We start from the raw sequence: 23,512 nt of genomic DNA, 5'->3' as shown, positions 1-23,512 counted from the left end.
GACTACAACAGGACGGATGCATAACAGAAGATTCCAGCAGAGACCGCCGAAGAGTGAAGAAGATGAGGGCGCAGCAGCTATTGATGCTGAGTAGAGCCACTACTCAAATGATTGCTCTTTTCGGTATGTGGGGCGTACTTTTGTACGCCCATAATTATGAGAAAAGCAGTTAGCAGTTAGCTATTGCCTAGGTGATTGGCGATCGCTAATTGCTGAGTGTTATTTTTGATTTGAGTGCGTGCAGCAGCAAGTGCTTGGCTCACTTGTTCAAACCCCGTACCACCATAACTATTGCGAGCAGCAACAACTTGACGGGGAGATATTGCATCATAGATATCTGCTTCAAAAGCTGGGTGAAGCTCTTTCCACTCCTGTAGACTTAAATCCTTAAGGAGTTTGCCTGCGGTAATACTGGTTTTAACCACTTTGCCCACAAGATTATACGCTTCCCGAAAAGGGACTCCCCGCGCTGCCAAATAATCTGCTACATCTGTAGCGTTGGAAAAGTCTTCTGTTACTGCTTGTGTCAAGCGCTGGGAACGAAATTCCAAACCTTCTTGAAGTAAAATCGTCATTGCTTCAAGACAAGCTTTAACGGTGTTTACACTATCAAATAAACCTTCTTTGTCTTCTTGCAGGTCTTTGTTGTATGCCAAAGGTAATCCTTTCATCATCACCAACATTGCTTGCAGGTGACCGAATACTCTCCCAGTTTTACCCCGCACCAATTCTGGAACATCGGGGTTTTTCTTTTGGGGCATAATACTCGAACCTGTAGCACAGCTATCTTTAAGACTGACAAAGCGGAACTCTTCAGATGCCCATAAAATCACCTCTTCTGAAAGGCGACTGAGGTGAACCATAATGATGCTAGCAGCACCGAGAAATTCAATCGCAAAATCGCGATCGCTTACTCCATCAAGGCTATTAGCATAAACGCCATCAAACTTTAAGAGTTCGGCAGTGTAGTGGCGGTTTATAGGGAAAGTAGTCCCAGCCAAAGCGCCGCATCCTAACGGGGAAATATTCACTCGGCGATATACGTCTCCAAGCCTTTCCCAGTCACGTTGTGCCATATGAAAGTATGCCAGCAAGTGATGGGCGAGACTCAGAGGCTGGGCACGTTGCAGGTGGGTATAACCTGGAATTAGTGTTTCAAGATGTTGTTCGGCAACCCCTAATAAAACATTTTGAAATTCACACAACTGCTGACGAATTTGTTGAATTTGGTCGCGAAGGTAGAGCCTAGTGTCAGTACCCACCTGATCGTTTCGAGAACGGGCAGTGTGTAACTTTTTACCTACATCCCCCACAATTTCCACCAGGCGGCGTTCAACGGCAAAATGGACATCTTCTGCCTCAATACCGGGGTTAAAATTGCCTTGGCGATATTCCTGGCGAATTTGTTCTAAACCCCTAACAAGTTGCTCTCCTTCTTCCTGAGAAAGAATACCCGTGTGAGCTAGCATTTTGGCATGAGCTTCAGACCCAGTCAGATCGTATTCTATAAGCTGAATATCAAAATGAATACTCGCATTAAAGCGAGCAATTGCGGGATGCAACGCTGATTCAAACCGTTGACTCCAAGTTGGTTGTGTGGTCATATGCTTTCAGGGAATGGTTAGTAGTTAGTAGTTAGTGGTTAGTAGAGAGTGGTTCAAAAATACTACTAACTACTAACAGCTAACTACCAACAAATTGGTTTTAGCCGTAACTTGTCAAATTCCGAATCATATAACCAAGTGCCAATCCAATCAATAGTGCCCAGGCTTGACCCGTTTGCACAAAGTGGGTAAAAGCTTTCTGCATCTGACCGAGAATGTTGGGATCGGTAATATTTTGACCTAATACAGTCCAATCCACATGGAACAACCAAATTAAATGAGATATAGAATCAGTAATTATGTCCATATTTTTTAACAAAACCTAATAGTCAAGACTTAAAACCAGTAGTACAGTTTGGCAGGAATAACTAAATTTTGGTGAACTTTCAACCAAGGTAGACCGGGAAAAAGGTCAACCATCTTTATTTTGATGTCAGCAAAATCCTTAACAAATTTGACTTTAAAGTCAGGAAAATCTTCAACAAATTTTCACTTGCCACACTCTTCGGGAAAAGTTGTGACTTGTTGAACTTGTAAATCAGCAAATCTATCAACCTTTTGCACGGTTACATCCGGAAAATCTTTGTCAATCTTCACCTTGCCGTAAAGTTTGATACCGTTATAAGTACAATTTGTATCAACTCTACTTTCAGCGGTGACTACATCATTCGTAGAGATAAAAATCGTTAATAGAAAGCTTAAGGCAAATGCAGCTAGGCTAATCCAAGGTTTCATTTTTATCCTCAGTCTTAGGTGAGTATCACCGTCATAACCTCAAGACTCCGTGGATGCCAACCGCAATTTCTCGGCTGTTCGCAAAATTTGTCCTGCTAAAACTGCTGCACCAAAACCATTGTCAATATTAACGACCCCTACACCAGCAGCACAAGAGTTAAGCATTGTTAACAAAGGTGCTAATCCTCCAAAACTTGCGCCGTAACCAATACTCGTAGGAACAGCAATTACGGGACAATCTGCCAATCCTGCAACTACGCTGGGTAAAGCACCTTCCATCCCCGCCACAACAATTAACACTGATGCTGATTCAATAACATGACGGTTGTTCAGCAAGCGATGAATTCCAGCAACTCCCACATCCCAAAGACGTTGTACCTGAAAACCAGAAAGTTCTGCAGTCACAGCAGCTTCCTCAGCTACGGGTAAATCGGCAGTACCAGCAGAAAGAATGCCAATTGTACCGGGATACTGTGATTCAATACTTGGAGGAGCGATAGCACAAATTCGTGCCAAGTCATAGTAGCGCAAATCTCTCACTTTAGGTTGCAACGCCACATAAACATATGGGTCTATACGAGTAGCCATCACGACTGGGTTTCGTTGGCGCATCACTTGCATAATTTGAGCAATTTGTTCGGGAGTTTTGCCCGGTCCCCAAATAACTTCGGGGAACCCAGTTCTCAGGCTGCGGTGATGGTCTATTTTGGCAAATTCACCCACAGGTTCGTAAGCTAAATGTTTGAGTTTTTCTACAGCATAATCTGGAGTTACGCTACCATTGGCAACGGATTCTAAGAGCGAACGTAGAGATTTGTCATTTGTCATTTGTCCTGTGTCCTTTGTCCTTTGTTAAGGATTAATTATTCTATTAACCACTAACTCCTAACCAATAACTATTCTGATATCTTCAGTTCATATTTATTCCACATTGTTCCTGCTTGAGAACCAACTGCGGAAAATTTAACGTTTTGAATGCGATTTCGCACGGCTAATAGAGACAAGGGATTAACTAGATAAATATAGGGCAAATTTTCCTGCGTCAGGCGTTGTGTTTCAGCATAAATCTCTTTACGCTTTTCTTCGTCTAACTCTTGCGCTCCTTGTTTATACAGACGACCAATTTCCGCTTCCCAATCTTCTATTTTCCAACCAATCAGAGGGTCTTGTCCTGGTTGCGGTTTTTGATTGAATGTATGCAAAGCGCCTTCTGGTAACCAAACATTAATCCCATCATGAGGTTCGGGTCCTCCACTAACAAAGCCTAACAGATAGCAATCCCAATTAAGTGAATTTGTCAGTTTATCTACAAGGGTATTGAAAGCAATTGCATTGAAATCAACTTGAATACCGATTTTACTTAAATCAGACTTTATTTGTGCTCCCATTGCTACACGAGTTTTGTTTTCGGCATTCGTTATTAATGAGAAGCGCACGCGATTTCCATCTGCATCAAGCAATTGATTTCTGCTATCATAATTAAACCCTGCTTTCAAAAGTAATTCTTTAGCTTTGTTTGGGTTATAGTTATAAACTTTCAAACCTTTTTCTGGAGGAAGGTAGTACGGGCTTTGTACCTCAATTGGTGAATTTTGTACCACGCCAATTCCCCGAAAAACATTATTTAGCAATGCCTCCCGGTTAATAGCATGAGCAACGGCTTGTCTAAAAGCTAAAGTATTAAACCAACGAGATTTTATCGGGTCAACTACAGGCTGTCCGTTTTTACGCCGACCTTTATTAAGATTGAATGATATAAAAGTTTGAGATAATCTAGGTCCTCCATTGTAAATGGTAAATTTTCCTCGTTTCTCTTCCCGTTTTAGTAAAGAAAAATTCTCTGGAGAAATTTCGACTATATCTAATCCTTTGGAGCGAAACTGAAGTATGATAGCATCGGTAGATTCAATAATCTGCCAAACAATACGCTCTATGTAAGGTAATTGATTGCCTTGACTATCTTTACGCCAGTAGTAAGGATTGCGCCGAAACACAACTCGCTGGCTGGGACTATAGCTTTCTATTGTGTAAGGACCGCTAAAAACAATTTTCCTGGGATCGGTTCCTGTTCCCCAAGTGGATAAAAATTGAGGATTTCCATTTGGGTCTTGAGATTTTAATGATTCAGCCAGAGCGTGTTTTGGCATAATACCAATTGAATTGGTTGACGCTCCTGTAGTCGTATATAAAAATGGTGCAAAGGGCTCAGGGAGAGTAAATTCAACCTGGCGATCGCTTATTTTTTGTACCTTGGGGAAAGCACTACTCGAACCAATTTTAAGACTATCTTTCCAATCAGTGGGAATTTTTGAGTCAAAAATTATATCTTGATAAGTAAAGATAACATCATCTGCTGTCAGTGGTTCTCCATCTGACCATTTTAAACCCTCTCGCAGAGTAAAAAAGATGTGCTTTTTATCATTAGAAATTTCCCAAGATTCAGCTAAATCCGGTTCTATTTTGCCAGTTTCACCATTCAGAGTAGTAAGCCCCAGAGTCGTGAACAAAAAGACATGAGGATACGAATTATTAAAGGCATAGTTAAAAGTTTGTGGGTCACCGATAGTACTGGTAACCCATTGGGATACATTTCGTGCCGTCGCAGTTTTAAACTTTGCTGGGTTGCAACTGGTAAAAGCTAACTGGCAAACCAACCCTAAAATCAAGATCGAAACTACTGAAAACCAACGGCGGCGATGACGGAAGAGAGAAAACATCATAGGAGCGAAATTCTAGTCTTTTCGCATCATACAGCTTAAGGGATGGGAAATTGGGAATAGAGGTCAGGGGTAAGGATCGGAGTTTAGGAAAAGAAAAGGAGCTTGAAATTAGGAAGGACGCTTGGAACGCCCATCCACAAGAAAATCAAAAACTACCTCAATTTAGCCACCAACCACTAACTACTAACCACTCACTCCCTTATTATTTGTAACTTTCATCTCGTATATATTCCAGATGTAGTTATCAGGAGCGGGGAAAATGGAAGTGTATTTTACATTCTCAAGGTTATTACGTACTGCAGCTAAAGACAGTGGATTAAACAGGTAAATAAAAGGTAAATACTCTTGTGATAGACGTTGTGTTTCCGCATAAATAGCTTTGCGTTTTGATTCGTCGAATTCTTGAGAGCCTTGAATGTAAAGATTGTCAATTTTCTTCTCCCAATCAGAAGCTTCCCATCCTTCTATACGGTCTTTTTTGTCTTGAGGCTTCTGATTAAAAACGTGGAAATTTCCATCAACAGACCAAATATTGTAACCGTTAGCTGGCTCAATACCTCCTGTAATAGCCCCATACCAAGATTCCCAATCTAAAGTGTTAGAAATTTTTTCTCCAATGACACCAAAATCTAGGAACTGTAAATCCATCGTAATGCCAATCCTTTTCAAATCTTGTTGAATTCTGGGTGTAACTGTAGGTCTACCACCAGCGGAAACTAACATTGAAAAACGCACTCGATTTCCATCTGCATCTAGCAATTGACCTTTACTATCGTATTTGAATCCCGCTCCTAATAAAAGTTGCTTGGCTTTTTCCGGATTGTAGTCATAGGTTTTCAGACCGTCTTTGGAAGAAAGAAAGTAGGGGCTGGGGACGGAAATTGGAGAGTTTTGCGTTTCACCTAATCCACGTAAAATATTATTGATCATGGTTTGGCGATCGATTGCATAAGCAACTGCCTGCCTGAAAGCAACATTATTAAACCAGCGAGACTTAATGGGATCTACCAAAGGCTTTCCATTACGACGACCTTTGTTGAGATTAAAAACCATAAAACTTGTACCAGAATCTGGTCCCGCATTATAAATGTTAAATTTGCTACGCTTTTCTTCCCGCTTGAGCAATTGAAAACTTCCAGCACTAATTTCTAGTAAATCTAAGCCTCCAGAACGAAATTGCATTAAAGCTGTTTCAGGATTTTCTACAATTTGCCAAACAACACGCTCAATATAAGGTTGCTGGTTTCCTTGTGTATCCTTACGCCAGTAGTAAGGGTTGCGCCGAAAGACCACGCGTTGGCTTGGTGCGTAACTCTCAATTGTGTAAGGTCCATTGACAATTATTTTCTTGGGGTCTGTGTCTGTTCCCCATGTAGACAGAAACTGCGGTTGTCCATCGCTTCGTTTTGTTTCCACAGCTTGACGTAAGGCGTGTTCTGGTAAGATTCCTGTCCCTGCTGCAACAATGCGTAAGAAAGGCGAAAACGGTTCTGGCAAAGTGAATTCTACCCGTCTATTGTCGAGTTTTCGGACTTTGGGAAAAGCCTTGCTTTTACCTATACGAATACCATCCTGAAAATAAGAGGGAATCAGCGGATTCATATAGATCTTATTGAAGGAGAAAACAACATCATCAACGGTGAGAGGTTCACCATCCGACCACTTTAAGCCCTCATGCAAAGTAAAGGTAATCCTCAACTTATCTTCGGAAATTTCCCAAGATTCAGCCAAGTTTGGCTCAATTTCCTTTGTTTGTCCGTTTTCCTTAGCTAGTCCTTCATAAGTAAAAGCTGAAATATTGGGTGATTCTTGGATAAGAGCGTAGTTAAAAGTTTTAGGATCTGTCGAAGCAGGAATGACTAGCTGTGACACTTGAGCACCAGGAGTTTTAAACTGACTGGGATTGCAGCCATTAAGAGTTAATACTGCTAGAAGAGCCAGTAGAACAAAAACACCACTAGAGCGGAAAATTTTTGTAAAATTATTAAGTCTCATTACTAAATTCTTTAATTGATAGTGTTTTTTTGTACAATTTTTAATTCATGGATATTCCATAAAGAACCGCCTAAAGCTGAATATTTTATTCCTTGTATGTGGTTGCGAACCGCTGACATAGAAAGAGGATTTATCAGATAAATAAACGGCAGATTTTCTTGTGTGATTCGTTGAGTTTCTGCATAAATGGCTTTCCGCTTGTTTTCGTCTAGCTCCTGCGAAGCTTTAATATAAAGACGATGAATTTCCTTTTCCCAATTCGATATTTCCCTTCCAACAATTGGAGTAGTTCCTGGTTTAGCTGGTTGATTAAAACGATGGGAACTGCCATTGACAGACCAGACATTTGCACCTTCATTCGGCTCAATACTACCAGTAAAACCTAAGAGATAACATTCCCATTCAATGGTATTGTTTAGCTTCTCTAGTAAAGTATTGAAAGCTAAAGGAGCAAAATCTACTTGGATTCCAATTTTACTCAAATCTTGCTTAATTTGAGAACCCATTGCTTCACGAATTTTATTTCCAGAATTGGTAATCATAGTAAAACGAACACGGTTACCCTCAGCATCAAGCAGTTGATGTTTTTGGTTATACTTAAATCCTGCTTTTAAAAGTAGCTCTTGCGATTTTTTGGGGTTATAATTGTAAACTTTTAAACCATCTCTTGCAGTAATATAGTAAGGGCTTTGTACGGAAATAGGTGAATTTTGCAATTCACCTAAACCCTGAAAAATATTTTGGTTCATTGTCTCGCGATCGATGGCGTAAGCCACTGCTTGTCTAAACTCTAATTGATTAAACCAACGAGATTTAATAGGATCTACAAGTGGTTTGCCATTTCTTTGACCTTTATTAAGGTTAAAGGCTATAAAAGTTGTGCTCAGCGTTGGTCCACCGTTATATATAGTGTATTTGCCCCTTTTTTCACCACGTTTGAGCAAGGCAAAATATTCGGGAGAGATGCCTAAAGCATCTAATCCACCAGAACGAAACTGAAGTAAGGATGTATCTGTAGACTCGACAATTTGCCAGATAAAACGTTGAATATACGGCATAGAATTGCCTTGGCTATCTTTGCGCCAATAGTAAGGATTCCGTTCAAATATTATCCGTTCGCTCGTTGCATAATTAACCATCCGGTAAGGACCATTACAAATAATTTTTCCTGGATGAGTGTCTGTTCCCCATTTTGCCAAAAACTGTGGTTTTCCTTCTGAATCTTTAGTTGTTAGAGACTCACGTAGTACATGGGCTGGCAAAATCGCAACTGCTGCATTTCTTAAAAACGGAGCAAATGGTTCTGGTAATGTAAATTTTATTCGGCGATCGCTAAGTTTTTCTACTTTGGGGAAGCTATCTTTTTCACCAATCCTCACTATGTCTTTGATTGAGGTTGGAATTTCTTGGTTGAAGTAAATTTTATTGTAGCTAAAAATCACATCATCTGCTGTCAGGGGTTCGCCATCCGACCACTTGAGATTATTCCGCAGCGTAAACACTATTTGCTGTTTGTCAGGGGATATTTCCCAAGACTCTGCCAAGGCTGGTTCAAGTTCCCCAGTGATTCCATTTTCAGAAACTAGCCCTTCATAGATGAAGCTAAAAATATTGGGATATTCACTATTTAGAGCATAATTAAAGGTTTTGGGATCGCTTAAAGTACTTACAACTATTTGGGGTACTGCTGCTTGGGTTTTAAAATTAGCTGGATTGCAAGATGCTATAGCTATAGTACTAAAAAGCACTAGCAAGATAATGAACCACTTTCGGAAAATAACAGAGAGCATAAATTTATATTTTTAGATATGTTAAGACGGTTAGCAGCAGAGACTAAAATAACTAACAACTCAGAATTATTATCTAGAATGATAATTTTAGATTTGATGCAATATGCAGTTTTTTAAACTTTTGAGTGTGTAGAATTTACCCATTCAATAAAATTCCATCCTAGTTAATTTACGTTTTCAATCTATAATTTGCATTAAGGTGGTGTAAAGTAAATTTTAAATGACGATTTGTTAAGAGCGGAGACAGAGCTTGAAAATGCCTGATGAAAAGCTTTGCCTGAAACGCCAAACGAGCATTCAAAGATTAGGTAAAAAAACCAGTTTCTTTGATTTGGACGACAAAATAGCAGTCTTGTTAAACAAAGAAACTGAGTTATTTGAGATGACTAGACCAATGCTGTATGAAAGAGGAAAGGTGCTTTAGGGTGCGGCAATGTCTCAGAAAAAATTACAGATATCGTACCGTCCAAGGCATCATATTTTGAATTAATATTTACCCTTGAGTCAGCAAAACTACAGCATGAGCGCAAATCCCTTCTTCGCGACCTACAGGACCTAGTTTTTCGTTGGTGGTGGCTTTAACACCAACTTGATTGGGTTCTATTTGCAAAACCCCCGCTATTTTCTCCCGCATTTTCTCAATATAAGGTTTTAATTTTGGCCGTTCTGCGACAACCACTGAGTCAACATTACCTATCTGCCAACCGCGATCGCAAATCAGTTGGTTGACTTGAGTCAAAAGCACCAAACTATCAGCCCCTGCCCATTGGGGATCTGAGGGAGGAAAATAATGTCCAATATCTCCCAAAGAAAGCGCCCCCAGCATGGCGTCCATAATCGCGTGGGTGAGAACATCAGCATCACTGTGTCCCAATAAACCCAAGGAATGGGGAATATGAATACCTCCCAGAATGAGAGGGCGATCGCTCACCAAGCGGTGGATATCGTAACCATTACCAATGCGAATATTCATGTTTTAGTTAAGAATCAATAGTTAATAGTCAAGAGTCAAGAGTCAAGAGACTGGGGGCTAAGGACATGAGTTATTCTCCTTTCCCTTGTCCCACTTGTCTTCCCTATCTTCCTTGTCCCCATTGTCCCCCACTCCTTCATTCCTACCTACCCCTCTCGTATCCTCCCAGTGTTTGAGTAGATCGGGACGGCGCAGGCGAGTTCTAGCGATTTGTTGTTCGTACCGCCACTTGGCAATGGCAGCGTGATTGCCGGAAAGGAGGACTTCAGGAACTTTCCAACCGCGAAACACGGCAGGGCGAGTATACTGAGGATAGTCCAACAAATCCTCCTCAAAGCTTTCTGCTTTCAGAGACTCAGCTTTACCAACCGTTCCAGGTAGAAGGCGTATGACACCGTTAATAAGAGTCATTGCTGGCAGTTCACCCCCAGTCAGAATAAAATCGCCCAAGGATATCTCGCGATCGACCAAATGTAGAACGCGATCGTCAACTCCTTCATAATGACCGCAGATGATGACCAATTGATCGTAGTTTGTAGCCAGTTCTCGTAAAAGGGGTTGATTGATTGTTTGACCTTGAGGGCTCATTAAAATAACTTGTCTTCGCGGTAAAACAGGAAGTGACTCGACAGCGCCAAAGATAGGTTCTGGCTTCATCAGCATACCTACACCGCCGCCATAAGGTTCATCATCAACTTTCCGGTGCTTGTCGGTAGTAAAGTCCCGTGGATTAACCAGGTTTACCAGAGCAATCTGTTTTGCTAGAGCTTTACCTATCAGTCCGGAACTGAGAACTGAGGTAAAACAGTCAGGAAATAGCGTAACTATATCAAAGCGCACAGTATTTCGTATTGGAGGACACTATTCTTAAACTTGGATAAGTAGGTTGGTACAAATAAACCTATATGGTAAGGAGCGTCCTTGGTCATTTGTCAATCGTAAAAAGTGAGGCACTTTAGACAAACGACAACAGGACAAAGGACAAATGACTCGATCGAGAGTATCTAAAAGTACCGGAAAAATAACATTTTCCGTGGCAATACAAGTTTTTCTAACTACTTAATTTATGTTTAAATATTGTCACATCTACATCTAAATTATTAAACTCACCGAGTTGACAACTTCCAGGATGCATCAAGCCAGCCTCAGAAAAAAGCGTGTCATGACCTGCTTGTCCCCCTTTATAAGGGGTAGAGAAGGGTATTGGGACAGGGGTGTGAGGGTAAAGAGCGTGGTTGCTTTTCTCCATGAACAAATTCAATGGCTTCAAACCCAATCTTCTGGGGTACAGGTATTTAAACCACTTATTATCCCCCACACCCCAACACTTTTACACCCCAACACTCGTCAGGTGAGAAACAAGGTGCTGACTTCTTTGGAACGGCAAAGACACTAGCAAACTGAGGAATGTTGTGCATAAAGCACTGTCCTCTTAATGAGGCAAACGCAAAATCATAAAGGCGAACAACCTTGTTTAATTCACCTGAAGTTGTTGACAGGAGAAACACAATGCCGCAACTTAAAGCTCAATCGCTGGAAATGAGGACACCCATGTTAACTTGTATCGCTAAGTAATAGTCTGCCATCCATTCAGGGATATCAACCCATTCTTGCGGTACTGTTAATGTCTCTGTATCTGCTGCTTCATCAGGAATGAGAACAAGTCGGGTTTTACCAATAGTAATGGCTGTACCATTGACGACATCCCAAATAGTTGGTAAATCAGCTTCGCTGGGTAATACTGTTATCGAATCACCAAGGTTTTCTTTCACCCAAGCTCTAAGAGCGTTGAGACACCAGCAGTTTAAATCTGCATTATTTTGAGCAGTTTGGTTGGAATAACGCCGGATAGTTGATTCTCTCTGTTTTAAATCTTTTTCTGAAAACTCCTGCCAAATTTGTTCTGGATAGAGTTTTCTTAGCTCTTGCAAATTCAGTTTCATTCTTGTTCTCCATTTATTTAAGTATTATCAAATGACAGTTTCTTCTCTCTATTCTCTATATATGTCAGGAATTTGTTAATAAATTCCATGTTTTTAAGCTGCAAGCAAGCTGCTCCATCCGATTTCAACCTCAATGAATAGTATTTACGTATTAGCTGCGATATTCCTGTTTGCAAGAATTCGCAAGCTTCAGAGAGAAAATCGTCATTTAATTGAGAACCATTAGAGCTACCATCAATATGACTGGATTCGCAGTAATGTTGGTTAAAATAATTACGGTAGTAGGAGACCAAAATACCCTGACTTTTTACTGGTAAACTGTTGAAAGTTTCCTGAAAAATTTGAAAAAAATTATAAAAATAGTAGTCATCAAGAAAAGTGACTAGACTAGATTTGATTTCTTTCAACTCCTCTGAAGTAAAATCTCGCTCAGACTCTTTCCCATTCCTATTCAAATGTTGATTTCTCCAATCCCTTATTTTTTCTATTAAAAGTTTTAGGAGTTTGTTGTAACGACGGTTAGCAGTAGCTGTATCCTTATTAATTTCTCCAGCTATCTGTTTTTGTACCAGTTGGAAGCCATGTCTAAGTAACAAAAGACTTTGAGCTTCTATATCCAGTTCTTGTATTTGTTTTTCTAGAAAAATTCGCAGCTTTTCTCTATCTTCCTCCCTTGGTAATCTATCCCAACTTTCAACCAAAGATGTATCTGGAATGTTTTCAACAAGAGGTAGACTCGTAGTATCTTCTGGATTGGAGGGAACATCTAAAGAATAAGTTTTAGGATTTTGATAATCGCGAACTGCTCTACCAATATCTTCTAGATATATTTTAATAGTTTTCCCATCAATTTCTACAGAATTTAACTGACTGTAGCGCCATGCTATTTCCTCAAAATGTTTCTCTGTAAGTGAACTTATATCGCTTTGACTTGCTTTTCTTGCTTCTTGAAAAGTGTTCCATATTCCAATATATTTAATGATTGGCTCTTGGGTTATACCTTGAGCTTCTAAAGCATCTCTCACTCGTTTTTGAGATGATTTAGCAGCTAAGCCCAAATTTGTATGCTTGCTCGCTTGGCTCACTTGTTTTTCTTTGATTAACTCATCTCTAACCAAACCATATATTCTTTCTTTAATGTATTTTTTGATTGAGTGATAAGAATACTCGTTTCTCTCCCGAATTTGAAAGCCTCGAAAGAAAGATTTGGGATTTGAGGCGTATTTACAAGTAGTTTGAAAAGCCTCTTGAAGAATGCTTAAAATATCATAACTATTTCTGCTATGGCATTTTAGTGTTTTCTCAAATTGTCTAACAATCTCAACACTAAAGCTTGCTAAAAAAGCCTTTAAATGGACTTCTATTTCAGCATTTTCTGGAGCATGTAAGTATGTGTTTAAAAAATGCAATGCAAAATCTTCTTCAGTCAATAGAAGATTTTGCCGTTTGATGTTGTTAATATTCTGACACAACTTAGAATCTGACAACCACTTAATAGTCCAGTGATTTTCTTTCAGTTCTAGTTGAGGAAACGTATAGAATCTATACAAGGTTTCGTTCTGATTCATGTTTACATTCCAAATTCTCTAAATATACAGATAAGAATATTTTCATTTCTTCATAACCCTTGAAATTGAGTAGACAGTGCGCTTACTATATATTTCTTGGGCTAAGAAGTTGAAAAATTGCAATTTATTGAGCTTAATCAATAAGATAAAAAATATGGCTCAATTTATGCACTAACTTTTTGTGCTGTGTTAAATATCAAACCGGGCTGCCAAAAATACACTTTTCTGTATGCGCTGCTAAATCTGCCTCTAATACAATGGGTAAATGCGTTAAGAGGTAAGCCAACGACCGTTAAATATGTATCAAAAATTACTGTATGTGAGTGCCATACGCGAAGCGTAACGGCTATACTGCCGAATTGCTCTTGAACTTTTGGCTTTTGTGTGCTAAGCCAATGAGTTTCAACAAAAAACTGCGGTAAAAGTAAGCTTTAAGGAATTGATGATGAGCCAAAATTTACCAAATCAAGGAAAGCAAAGAATTCTCGTGGTGGATGACCACCAATTAATCCTGAGTGGAAGCCTGAATATACTAAAGCACGAGTATCCAGACGCGGAAATTCTCAAAGCTGAAACCGCACAAGAAGCTGTTGATAAAGTAGCAAGCTTTCCGCTTGACCTCGTTGTCATAGACCTATCGATTCCGGAGAAGTCTGGAATGATGGCTCAAATTGATACAGGTATTCAACTGCTAAAGACCTTAATGAAGAAGTATCCTACACTCAATCTTGTAGTGCAAAGCAGTTATATTAAGGCATTAGTGCGTATTAAACGTGAAATTGATGACCATGAAGGTGGCTTTGTTATCGCCAATAAAGGGCTTTCGGAACAGGAAATTTTAAACAGGGTTAACCTGGCGCTACAAGGTATAACCCATACAAAAGATATCAAAACAGCATTGGAATTTAAGCCAGAGTGGCTGGAAGTTTTGAAGCTAGCTTTTGAAGAAGGATTGCAAGATAAAGCTATTGCCGAGCGCATGCACATCCACGAACGAACTGTCCGTTCCTATTGGACTAAAATCCAAGACGTTCTGGGTGTTTATCCTGAAGATTGCAAGCTCGAAGGTAAGAATATGCGAATTCAAACGACAATCCGTGCAAGAGAAGAAGGGCTAATTGATTAATGAGGAGTTTATGATTCATGACTGGGGATTCTGGGACGGAGATTTGGAGAAAAATTAAAAAAGAACTTGCCATCTGGCGAACAGGAGCGTTACCAGGATTTGCAGTCTTGGCGATTGTCATCATCGCTCGTTTATACGGGTTAGTGCAGCCTCTAGAGTGGATGGCTTTTGATAACTTTCTGCGTCTGCGTCTTCCGGAACCCATGGATGATAGAATCACCATTATCGGTATAACTGAAAATGATATCGAGAGTGCAAAAACTTATCCCATTCCAGATAAAGAGATTGCAGCACTCATTAGGAAAGTACAAAGTTATAAGCCAAGAGTTATTAGTCTAGATATTGTTAGAAATGTGCCTGTTGAACCCGGTCATAAAGAACTGGTTGATGTATTTAAACAAAGTAAAAATTTAATTGCTATTGAAAAAGTTTTACCACCTCAATATGCACCACCCCCAGATATACCTAACAACCAAGTTGGTTTCGCAGATGCTCTACTAGATAAAGATGGCAATTCCCGGCGGATTCTTCTTGGTACGCCACCATCACAGGAGGGTCAAAACTACAAGTTTTCCCTGCCTTTGCGTTTAGCAGAAGCTTATTTATCAAGTGAAGGTATTCCTTTAAAAAATGGGGTTCGTGACCCCGATACTATGCGATTTGCTTCTCTTGAAATTCCTCGCGTTTTGCCTAATACCGGCGGATACGTGGGAATAGATGCAGGTGGTGTTCAAACATTACTCAACTGGCGGAGTGGAAAAGAACCATTTCGAGTTTTATCTCTTGATGATATTAAAACTAATAAATTTAAGCTAGAATGGTTTCGCGATCGCATTGTTTTGATAGGTATAACGGCTCCCAGCGTTCCAGACTACATCAATACTGAAGCCGTTACTGGTTTAAAACCTGACGGTCAAATTTTTGGGGTCACATTTCACGCTCATGCTTGTTCTCAGATTATTAGTGCAGTTCTAAATGAACGACCACTGTTAAAAGTTTGGTCAGATGAGTGGGAATATCTGTGGATTGCGGTTTGGGGTTTTATTCCCATTGTCATCGGGCGGCTGACTCAATCCGTACTTATGAATTTATTTGCTGTTGGCGTGACGAGTCTTTCCCTATTTGGAGGTAGTTATTTACTGCTTGCATCGGGTTGGTGGGTTCCTGTCGCACCCAATTTGTTAATTTTAAGTATCAATGGTGTGGGTTTGAGTGCTTTTGCTTTTTATCAACGCGATCGGGCTATGCAATCTCAACTTAACGAACGCCAACGCACTATTGACCACGCATTTACTCTCATTCACAATGGACCCTTGCAAACACTAGCTCATGCATTAAGATGCGTTCAGGACAAGGATTTGCCACAGGATAATTTACACGGTCAATTAGAAAACCTCGATCGAGAAATTCGAGCAATAGGCGAACACCTGAAATTAGAAGCCATAAATCAAGAAGAAAGCCTTCTTTTAGTCAGTGGCTTAAAACTAGATTTAAAACTTCCCATTCACGAACTTTTCTATGAGGTTTACACCAGTACGCTCAAACGAGACCTCACCCATTTTCAAAATCTTAAATTGAAAAGCCGTTCGTTTGACCCGATTGAAGAGAAATATTTAAGTATCGAACAGAAACGAGAACTCTGTCAATTTTTAGAAGAAGCCTTATGCAATGTTGGCAAACACGCAGTAGGAGCCAAACGCATTCAAGCTACTGGTAAAGAAAACGAAGGCTATTACACTCTCAGCATTAAAGATAATGGGTGCGGTATTTGTTCAAATTCAGAAAATAAAGGAACAAAACAAGCTATAAACTTAGCTAAAAAATTGGGAGGTCATTTTAAGCGAGAATCTGTTTCTCCTCGTGGAACTTCATGCGAATTAACCTGGTCTTTGAGAGGCAATAAAAGTCATTTCATAAATTACCTTAAATCTTTATCTCAGCCAGTTCGCAAATTTCCTTCCTAGCAAAATAAAGCACTTGTTCCATCGCTCAATGGGATGAATTTAATGGGAGGTAGGAAATTTTTGTCAAACCCATACTCATCTTAATTCCATTTTATCGATATGCTTTAGAAGAGATAGGTGCTGAACGAGTTTTATATTTGGCGGTTCCTTTAAATACATACAACGATTTTTTGATTAAAACTTTTATTCAATCTATTATCAAACGCAGTCAAGTCAATCTTCTAGTTTATGATATAGAAGCGGAGGAAATTGTACGATGGCAGACCTAGAAAAGTATCGAGAATGTATTCGTCAACTAATAGCAGAATATGCCAACCGTGCTTCATCTAATAATGAAATTGAAGTTCAAACGATTTATGATGTAGAAAGAGACCATTATCAACTGCTATACATTGGTTGGCAAAATAAACGCAGGGTATTTGGTCCTGTAATGCATTTTGATATCAAAGATGGTAAGATTTGGATTCAGTGGAATGGTACAGAAGAGGAAGTAGGCGAGCAGCTGACAGCGATGGGCGTGCCAAAGCATGATATTGTAGTTGGGTTTCACCCACCTTATGTGCGACCATTTACAGATTTTGCTGTAGGCTGAATTATAAATAGCACACAATCAATCAGCGCATTCTCGGCTCAACACAAGCTGACCGGAAGGTAAGCGATACACGCCCTGTGGTTCCACAATCGGATCGCCTTTTTGCCAAGGGCGACGAGTCGAGTTAGTGGATGGGGGGGCATTTGGTATGGTACGCACAGCCCTAAAAGCATACACTGACATCAAAGCTTCTCCCGGACGATCCGGTAAGCCACCAGAACCCGTGATAGTGAAGCTGCCCTCTTGCTGACGGCTACTGCGTGCAATGCAACTACTGGCAATCAAACTGCTGCTATCTATTGGGTTTTCTGGTAACTCATTCAAGCTATTTTGAAGAAAACTGGTGTCGGGAATAGAAATTACGCCTGACACTGCACCACTGGCATTGATATCAACACGATTATTTCCATCCAAAGTACGGGGATCGGTACTCTTTGGAACCAGATTGTAGTTTTGTCCAAAGAATGCAGGGGTATTGAAGGTGATATCACCACCTCTACCCTCTTGAGCGAATGCAAGGATATCACTATCATCTAAAGCAATGATAGATTCAGCGTTAAGTGTAATATTACCGCCACCACCTATACCATTGAAGACGTTGGTAGTGATATCATTATCACCAGACAAACGAATGTCTTTGGCAATTATATCAATAGCACCCCCCGAAGATTGAAAAGCAGAGGTGCTAATATTACTATTGCTTGCATTTAAAGTTTGACGGGTGTTAATCAAGATATTGCCTGCTCTGCCAATCCCCTGACTTTGAGCAGATATCAAAGCATCATTTTTTAAGTTAACAGAACCAGTAGCCTCTATTTGAACACTTCCCGCATCTTGCTGTGCAAAAGTACTAGCCTGTAATAGAGCGCTATCGCTTATAGATAGTGACCTAGTAGTAATTTTGATACTACCGCCCCGACCCCTAGCGCCTGATTCGACACTAGTCAGTGCAGCACTAGCAGTTCCACTGCTGTTTTTTCCCTCAAATGAAACAGTATCACGGGCATCAATGATAACATCACCCGCATTTCCCTCACCTTGAGTATTAGCGATAAGTTGAACCCCATTTCTCACAAAGAGCGAACCAGTTTTAATACTTATAACACCTCCACTACCTCTAGCCTCTTTTGTAACAGTGGTCAGTACAACAAGAGGCTTTTCATCACTCGTCTTTCCTTGTAATAAGGTAGTATCAAGGACATTAATCGTTACATTGCCTGCACGTTCCTCTCCCTGAGTATTAGTACTTAATTGGCTATTACCAGTAATAAATAGCGATCTAGCTTTTATGCCAACGCCATCACTATTGCCCGTGTTAGTGACGTTGCTGTATATCAGTCCGTTTTCAATTTGAACTTCATTTCTAGCATCAATAACTACACCGTTTGTATTTCCTTGCCCTTCAGTATTGGCAAACAATTGAGTACCATTAGTTACAGCAAGCTCTCTTGTTATAATATTTATACCTCTACTACTACCCGTGTTAGTCACATTGCTAAAGACGGAACTTTCATCAAACAAGACTGTATCGTCGGCGTTGATAGCGATCCCGCCCGTGCTTCCCGTTCCTTGAGTACTAGCGAATAGTTGAGCACCATCAGTCACAGAAAGCCTTCCAGTTGTAATATCAATGCCACCACTGCTACCTTGAGCATTTAAGTTGACAGAACTGGATACCGAACTGTTCTCAAATAAAACCCCCTCGCGAGCATTAATTCTGATACTCCCCGAGCTCCCACTTCCTCCCGTATTGGCAAACAGTTGGGCACCATTAGTCACAAAAAGCGTTCCAGTTGTAATATTTATACCTCCACTTTTATCTCCACGATCTACACCACTGTTTGCGAATCCTCCATCAAACAAAACTTGCTCGGAAGCATTAATAGTCACACTACCTGAATTTCCCTGTCCGAGAGCCAAGGTTTCCAGCTGAGCACCATTTTTTACGGTCAATAATTTGGTAATGATATTAACGTCACCTGAATTGCCGAAGGCTCCAGACTGTACATCATTAGCAATAAAGCTTTTGTCATCAAGGAGAATCGTTTCTGTTGCATTAATGTCTATATTTCCCGCTCGGTTTTTAGTATCACCTATATTTAAAGCAACTCCTCCTTGGAGACTGCTGCCTTCAACAAGATTGAAATTCCGAGCATTGACAGAAATGCTACCCTCACCTCCATTACGGACGTTAACCACAACATTCCTGGATAAGGATACGTCTGCTCGTTGTACTCCTGAGGGAAAGTTCAAGCTGAAATTATTGTTATTAAATGTTAATCCAACCGTACCAGATCCTGCCAATCCTCCCAACTCTGCTCGTCCATCCAGAGCTGTTATTTGTCCACCATTTAAGGTAATACTGCCGCCCACCAATAATAAGCTGCTACCAAAACTAACTTGTAGAGACCCTGAACTAGTAATTGGTGCTGCAGCTATTTGATTGAATAACAAAGCCGAAGGATTGATTGTTAACAGCGATGAATGGGCTTCATCTGCCAAAACACTAAAAGACCCTTGATTGCCAAATTGAATGGCATTTCCTGTTGTTGCAACAAATGACCCTTCAACATCCAATCTGGCATTTTGCCCAAAAATAATACCATTGGGATTCATCAGAAATAAGTTGGCATTCCCCAATACACCCAGCCTCCCCAGAATCTCGGAACGATTAGCCCCCGTTACCCGGCTGAGAATGTTCTCCACTCCTGGAGGGTTAGTAAAATAAACCCCTCTTCCTTCACCTATATTGAATTCTTGAAAACTGTGAAACAGGTTAGCTCCACGATTTGCCCCCCCATTGACGCGATTGCTCGGCAAACCACGGATCGCTTCATTGGGTGTGACAACTGAACTTTCTGCTCCCAGCGTAGTATCAGGTATGATTTGTGCGCTTGCTTGCTTGCTTGTTATCAATACGAATGCACCCACCAAAACCCAACACCCTACCAACCCTAACTGCAAACATCCAAATCGCCCTTGTTTATACATATAATTTTTTGTCAAAACTAGTTTGTAAAAATATATAGTCAAATTTCATCTCTCAGCGCATTCTCGGCTCAACACAAGCTGACCAGAAGGTAAGCGATACACGCCCTGTGGTTCCACAATCGGATCGCCTTTTTGCCAAGGGCGACGAGTCGAGTTAGTGGATGGGGAGGCATTTGGTATGGTACGCACAGCCCTAAAAGCATACACTGACATCAAAGCATCTCCCGGACGATCCGCTAAGCCACCAGAACCCGTAATCGTGAAACTCCCCTCTTCCTGGCTTTGATTGCGTGCAATGCAACTGTTAGCAATCAAGTTGCTAGTATCGATTAGATTCTCAGGTAACTCACTCAAGCTATTTTGAAGAAAACTGGTGTCAGGTAAGGCGATCGCACCAGACACTCTACCACTGGCATTGACATCAACAAGGTTGTTCCCATCTAGAGTACGGGGATCGGTGCCAGAAGGAGCGGGCAAGTAATTTTGTCCAAAGAATGCAGGGGTATTGAAGGTGATATCTCCACCTTTACCATCTCGAGCAAACGCCAGGATATCACTGTCATTAAAGGCGACGATGGAGTTGGCAGTGAGATTGATATTACCACCATCACCTGCGCCACTCCCTACATTGGTGGTGATGTCGCTGTCACCAAATAAGCGGATGTCTTTGGCTGTAAGGGCGATCGCACCACCATTCGATTGTTCTGCCGCAGTAATAATATCACTGTCAGTAGCGCTGAGAAGTCCGTTAACATTAACATTAATGCTACCTGCAATTCCCGTACCTTGAGTGCGAGCGTTGATTTGACTATTCTTCAGGGTCAGCGAGTTACCTTGAATACCGATACTGCCTCCCTGACCGATGGAGTTAGGTTCTGTGTTGGTAAATAGTCCACTATTAGAACCTGTTTCTTTAATATCGTTAGCAACAAGTGAACTGATAGGATTGGGAAATTTAGCAAGACGCTCGGTGTAATTTGGATCGTTACCAGAGATAACGATTTGACTTTCTGCATTGATAAAGATATCACCTGCTTGTCCCCGACCAAATGTTGTGGACACCAACTGTCCACCATTGGCTGCTTCAAAGGAACCAGTAGTATTCACTCGAATGTTACCACCTTGCCCATCTCCTTTACTACGGGCGCTTAAAGCTGCACCATTTGTAATTCGGAATGTACGAGTATCAACAGTAATGTTACCTGCAGCAAAATTGGTATTGGTACTGGTGAATAATCCACTAGGTAATCCACTACTAGGAACACTACCCGATATGTCAACAACATCTGCTTTGATGTAAATATTGCCCGCGTTTCCCTGTCCTTGGGTACTGTTTTTGATAATTGCGCCGTCTTGAAGTATAAAAGAACCAGCCTTGATGTCTATATTTCCACCTGAACCTCTCCCGTTTGGCAGCACACCTAAAGTTATTCGAGTCGATTCCCCAGTCGGCGCAGTCTCTCCTCCAACGAGCAAGATTTCACCTTTGACATCTAAGTTAATATTTCCCCCCCGTCCTTGTCCGTCTACGCCTAAATCTGCTATGAGTGCAGCATTCTCTGTCATAGAAAATTGGTCAGCTGTGATATTAATGTTGCCTGAATTACCTTTTCCAGTGGTTACGACAGTTAGTTCAGCACCATTTGTCATTGACAGCAATCCAGTTGTGATATTAATGTCGCCCCCGTTTCCGATTGCCTTTGGGTTAACTTGAGCAGATAAGCGAGAACCGTTACCCATCAATTCCACTTTCTGCTTTGCATCGATAGTCAATTTTCCTCCATTACCTTGACCCAAAGTGTTAACGCTAACTAGCGCCCCATCTCCCACAAGTAATTGATGAGTATCAATTAACAACTCTCCTGCATTCCCTTTTGCATTTGGGTTCACTTGAGCAAACAAGCCAGAACCACTAATCAACTCTACTTTCTCGCTTGCATCAACAATCAATTTTCCACTATCGCCCTCACCAAAAGCGCTAGCACTAACCTCTGCTCGATCGCGCACAAGTAATTGACTGGTATTAATTGTTAAATTTCCTCCATCTCCCTCTCCACGAGTGTTAACAAATAGTCCACTTTGAGAACCATTTTGGATATAGTTGGCAACTAGCTCAAAATCTGGTTTGTTGCTATAGTTCCCAATCTTTCTCATGCGTGTATCGTAATTCGAGTCCCTGCCAGAGACAAACACTTCGTTTTTTGAATCAACAAAGATATTACCTGCTTGTCCTTTACCAAACGTTGTAGCGATCAGTTGTCCACCATTGATTGCTTCAAATGAGCCAGTCTTGACTGTGATATTCCCACCCTGCCCATCTCCGTTGGTGCGGGCGCTCAAAGCTGCTCCGTCTGCAATCCGGAATTTCTGTGCATTAACAGTAATATCACCAGCTTTACCAGAGGTATCAGTACTACTAAATACTCCACTAGGTAATCCACTTTTAGGAACACTTCCTGAAATATCAACAATGCCTGCTTCAATTGTTACACTTCCAGCATCAGCCCCTGTTTGTGCTTCTCCTTGAGCGCTGGCTTTAACAATCGCACCTTCTGTGAGTATTAAAGAACCAGCCTTGATGTCTATATTTCCACCCGAACCTACTCCCCTAGGTAACACACCTAAGGTAATTCTGGTCGATTCCCCAGTCGGCGCAGTCTCTCCTCCAACGAGCAAGATTTCACCTTTGACATCTAAGTTAATATTTCCCCCATACAGCTCATGAACGATTTTGGGAAGGTCGTAAACTATGGGGGGCTTTAGTTAATACAGTTCGTAATTTAGCTCAGGGTATTTACATAGTTGTTAGAGAGGATTTCCCTAAAGATAGGCAGGAGAAAGAAGCAATGCTTCGTCTAGTCGTTGCTTTTGCTTTTACAATGAAGACTCATCTAAGATCGGAATCTTTGAATGATGAATTAGTCTCCTTATCCTTAGTGTCAAAAACTCAATATTTTCAGATGAAAGATGTAAAGCATCAGCCACTACAAATTACTTTGTGGATTAGGGATTACTTACAGTATCAGTATGAACGCAATTCTCTCAATATTTATCAACTCACTGCTTTACATAATTTAGTAGATGAATTGTTAGATATTTTGGGAGGGTGCGAACGTATTCTGAAAACCCCACTGCCTCTAATATATGCAATCAAACTTAGGTTACTAGTAGGGATTTACTGCCTAATATTACCTCTTGAAATAGTTAGCTATCTCACTTGGTGGACGTGTTTAGTCTTAGCTTTTGTAAGTTTTACATTATTAAGTATCGAGCAAATTGGTTCAGAAATTGAAGAACCTTTTGGACACGATCCAAATGACTTACCCTTGCATGTAATTTGCAATACTATGCAAAAGAATGTTGAGGAGTTAATTGCAGTTGCTCCTAGTAATATACGTAGTTGGCAACTTTGACTTTCTTTTTTAGCGGTAAAAATATGACTTTTCTCAAAACATTAAGCCTTGTCGTTTGACTTTGTAGCTTTTAAACTAAAATAGTGCTTAAAAAAACA

At 40.7% G+C, this 23,512-nt stretch carries 19 protein-coding genes and 1 pseudogene; 7 read left to right on the top strand and 13 right to left on the bottom strand.

The window, feature by feature from the left end; translation table 11 throughout:
* Window positions 1–176: 176 nt before the first annotated feature.
* From argH to ACYRY3_RS16555, 7 genes are all read right to left on the bottom strand, one after another.
* A complete protein-coding gene (argH, locus tag ACYRY3_RS16585) occupies window positions 177–1,604 on the bottom strand; it encodes an argininosuccinate lyase (RefSeq protein ID WP_460202723.1) in 1,428 nt (475 codons plus the stop codon).
* Between the two features lie 100 nt (window positions 1,605–1,704).
* Entirely contained in the window at window positions 1,705–1,911 is a 207-nt protein-coding gene (locus ACYRY3_RS16580) for a hypothetical protein (RefSeq protein WP_460202722.1), read from the bottom strand.
* A 182-nt stretch (window positions 1,912–2,093) separates the two neighbouring features.
* A complete protein-coding gene (locus ACYRY3_RS16575; RefSeq protein WP_460202721.1) occupies window positions 2,094–2,339 on the bottom strand; it encodes a hypothetical protein in 246 nt (81 codons plus the stop codon).
* Window positions 2,340–2,378: 39 nt separating this feature from the next.
* Window positions 2,379–3,167 carry a nickel pincer cofactor biosynthesis protein LarB gene (larB, locus tag ACYRY3_RS16570; protein WP_460202720.1) on the bottom strand — a complete coding sequence of 263 codons (789 nt, stop codon included), beginning with the start codon at window positions 3,165–3,167 and terminating at the stop codon, window positions 2,379–2,381.
* Between the two features lie 68 nt (window positions 3,168–3,235).
* On the bottom strand, window positions 3,236–5,059 hold the full coding sequence (locus ACYRY3_RS16565) for an ABC transporter substrate-binding protein (protein ID WP_460202719.1): 1,824 nt from the start codon (window positions 5,057–5,059) through the stop codon (window positions 3,236–3,238).
* Window positions 5,060–5,242: 183 nt separating this feature from the next.
* On the bottom strand, window positions 5,243–7,054 hold the full coding sequence (locus ACYRY3_RS16560) for an ABC transporter substrate-binding protein (protein WP_460202718.1): 1,812 nt from the start codon (window positions 7,052–7,054) through the stop codon (window positions 5,243–5,245).
* Window positions 7,055–7,065: 11 nt separating this feature from the next.
* On the bottom strand, window positions 7,066–8,844 hold the full coding sequence (locus ACYRY3_RS16555) for an ABC transporter substrate-binding protein (RefSeq protein WP_460202717.1): 1,779 nt from the start codon (window positions 8,842–8,844) through the stop codon (window positions 7,066–7,068).
* A gap of 256 nt (window positions 8,845–9,100) precedes the next feature.
* On the opposite strand from ACYRY3_RS16555, the gene ACYRY3_RS16550 reads away from it, so the two are divergent.
* Window positions 9,101–9,268, top strand: coding sequence for a hypothetical protein (locus tag ACYRY3_RS16550; protein WP_460202716.1), 168 nt, complete (start codon window positions 9,101–9,103; stop codon window positions 9,266–9,268).
* A 69-nt stretch (window positions 9,269–9,337) separates the two neighbouring features.
* Here ACYRY3_RS16550 and ispF read toward each other — a convergent pair whose 3' ends face one another.
* Window positions 9,338–9,817: a 2-C-methyl-D-erythritol 2,4-cyclodiphosphate synthase gene (ispF, locus tag ACYRY3_RS16545; protein WP_460202715.1), complete on the bottom strand. Its 480-nt coding sequence runs from the start codon at window positions 9,815–9,817 to the stop codon at window positions 9,338–9,340.
* 57 nt (window positions 9,818–9,874) lie between these two features.
* On the bottom strand, window positions 9,875–10,657 hold the full coding sequence (trmD, locus tag ACYRY3_RS16540) for a tRNA (guanosine(37)-N1)-methyltransferase TrmD (RefSeq protein WP_460202714.1): 783 nt from the start codon (window positions 10,655–10,657) through the stop codon (window positions 9,875–9,877).
* Window positions 10,658–11,048: 391 nt separating this feature from the next.
* Here trmD and ACYRY3_RS16535 point away from each other — a divergent pair, with 391 nt between their 5' ends.
* Window positions 11,049–11,213: a hypothetical protein gene (locus tag ACYRY3_RS16535; RefSeq protein WP_460202713.1), complete on the top strand. Its 165-nt coding sequence runs from the start codon at window positions 11,049–11,051 to the stop codon at window positions 11,211–11,213.
* A gap of 130 nt (window positions 11,214–11,343) precedes the next feature.
* On the opposite strand, the gene ACYRY3_RS16530 is transcribed toward ACYRY3_RS16535, so the two are convergent.
* Entirely contained in the window at window positions 11,344–11,760 is a 417-nt protein-coding gene (locus ACYRY3_RS16530) for a DUF1822 family protein (protein ID WP_460202712.1), read from the bottom strand.
* 17 nt (window positions 11,761–11,777) lie between these two features.
* A complete protein-coding gene (locus ACYRY3_RS16525) occupies window positions 11,778–13,328 on the bottom strand; it encodes a hypothetical protein (RefSeq protein WP_460202711.1) in 1,551 nt (516 codons plus the stop codon).
* Window positions 13,329–13,773: 445 nt separating this feature from the next.
* Between ACYRY3_RS16525 and ACYRY3_RS16520 the strand changes: the two genes are divergently transcribed.
* The 4 genes from ACYRY3_RS16520 to ACYRY3_RS16505 are packed head-to-tail and all read left to right on the top strand — an operon-like array spanning window position 13,774 to window position 17,010.
* The gene (locus ACYRY3_RS16520; protein WP_460202729.1) at window positions 13,774–14,454 is read left to right on the top strand and encodes a response regulator; all 681 of its coding nucleotides are present in this window, start codon (window positions 13,774–13,776) and stop codon (window positions 14,452–14,454) included.
* Between the two features lie 17 nt (window positions 14,455–14,471).
* Window positions 14,472–16,418, top strand: a complete 1,947-nt coding sequence (locus ACYRY3_RS16515) for a sensor histidine kinase (RefSeq protein ID WP_460202710.1) — start codon at window positions 14,472–14,474, stop codon at window positions 16,416–16,418.
* 56 nt (window positions 16,419–16,474) lie between these two features.
* Complete coding sequence (locus ACYRY3_RS16510) at window positions 16,475–16,687, top strand: element excision factor XisH family protein (protein ID WP_460202728.1); 213 nt, start codon at window positions 16,475–16,477, stop codon at window positions 16,685–16,687.
* The gene (locus tag ACYRY3_RS16505; protein WP_460202709.1) at window positions 16,675–17,010 is read left to right on the top strand and encodes an element excision factor XisI family protein; all 336 of its coding nucleotides are present in this window, start codon (window positions 16,675–16,677) and stop codon (window positions 17,008–17,010) included. Before ACYRY3_RS16510 ends, ACYRY3_RS16505 begins: the two co-directional genes overlap by 13 nt.
* A gap of 18 nt (window positions 17,011–17,028) precedes the next feature.
* Here the strand turns inward: ACYRY3_RS16505 and ACYRY3_RS16500 are convergent, their stop codons facing one another.
* Together ACYRY3_RS16500 and ACYRY3_RS16495 are read right to left on the bottom strand one after the other, a co-directional pair.
* The gene (locus ACYRY3_RS16500; RefSeq protein ID WP_460202708.1) at window positions 17,029–20,001 is read right to left on the bottom strand and encodes a two-partner secretion domain-containing protein; all 2,973 of its coding nucleotides are present in this window, start codon (window positions 19,999–20,001) and stop codon (window positions 17,029–17,031) included.
* Between the two features lie 45 nt (window positions 20,002–20,046).
* Complete coding sequence (locus tag ACYRY3_RS16495) at window positions 20,047–22,677, bottom strand: beta strand repeat-containing protein (RefSeq protein ID WP_460202707.1); 2,631 nt, start codon at window positions 22,675–22,677, stop codon at window positions 20,047–20,049.
* A 50-nt stretch (window positions 22,678–22,727) separates the two neighbouring features.
* Here ACYRY3_RS16495 and ACYRY3_RS16490 point away from each other — a divergent pair.
* Window positions 22,728–23,414: pseudogene (locus ACYRY3_RS16490) on the top strand (bestrophin family protein); the annotation flags it as partial.
* Window positions 23,415–23,512 lie beyond the last annotated feature (98 nt).

The organism is Scytonema sp. NUACC21, from assembly GCF_054684315.1.
The sequence above is the reverse complement of the archived record's forward strand: the minus strand, read 5'-3'. Positions and strand labels throughout refer to the sequence as shown.

Bases quoted from the DNA above. Each gene is read 5' to 3' on its own strand.
- argH (WP_460202723.1), bottom strand. From the start codon at position 1,604: ATGACCACACAACCAACTTGGAGTCAACGGTTTGAATCAGCGTTGCAT.
- ACYRY3_RS16580 (WP_460202722.1), bottom strand. From the start codon at position 1,911: ATGGACATAATTACTGATTCTATATCTCATTTAATTTGGTTGTTCCAT.
- ACYRY3_RS16575 (WP_460202721.1), bottom strand. From the start codon at position 2,339: ATGAAACCTTGGATTAGCCTAGCTGCATTTGCCTTAAGCTTTCTATTA.
- larB (WP_460202720.1), bottom strand. From the start codon at position 3,167: ATGACAAATGACAAATCTCTACGTTCGCTCTTAGAATCCGTTGCCAAT.
- ACYRY3_RS16565 (WP_460202719.1), bottom strand. From the start codon at position 5,059: ATGATGTTTTCTCTCTTCCGTCATCGCCGCCGTTGGTTTTCAGTAGTT.
- ACYRY3_RS16560 (WP_460202718.1), bottom strand. From the start codon at position 7,054: ATGAGACTTAATAATTTTACAAAAATTTTCCGCTCTAGTGGTGTTTTT.
- ACYRY3_RS16555 (WP_460202717.1), bottom strand. From the start codon at position 8,844: ATGCTCTCTGTTATTTTCCGAAAGTGGTTCATTATCTTGCTAGTGCTT.
- ACYRY3_RS16550 (WP_460202716.1), top strand. From the start codon at position 9,101: ATGCCTGATGAAAAGCTTTGCCTGAAACGCCAAACGAGCATTCAAAGA.
- ispF (WP_460202715.1), bottom strand. From the start codon at position 9,817: ATGAATATTCGCATTGGTAATGGTTACGATATCCACCGCTTGGTGAGC.
- ACYRY3_RS16530 (WP_460202712.1), bottom strand. From the start codon at position 11,760: ATGAAACTGAATTTGCAAGAGCTAAGAAAACTCTATCCAGAACAAATT.
- ACYRY3_RS16525 (WP_460202711.1), bottom strand. From the start codon at position 13,328: ATGAATCAGAACGAAACCTTGTATAGATTCTATACGTTTCCTCAACTA.
- ACYRY3_RS16520 (WP_460202729.1), top strand. From the start codon at position 13,774: ATGAGCCAAAATTTACCAAATCAAGGAAAGCAAAGAATTCTCGTGGTG.
- ACYRY3_RS16515 (WP_460202710.1), top strand. From the start codon at position 14,472: ATGACTGGGGATTCTGGGACGGAGATTTGGAGAAAAATTAAAAAAGAA.
- ACYRY3_RS16505 (WP_460202709.1), top strand. From the start codon at position 16,675: ATGGCAGACCTAGAAAAGTATCGAGAATGTATTCGTCAACTAATAGCA.
- ACYRY3_RS16500 (WP_460202708.1), bottom strand. From the start codon at position 20,001: ATGTATAAACAAGGGCGATTTGGATGTTTGCAGTTAGGGTTGGTAGGG.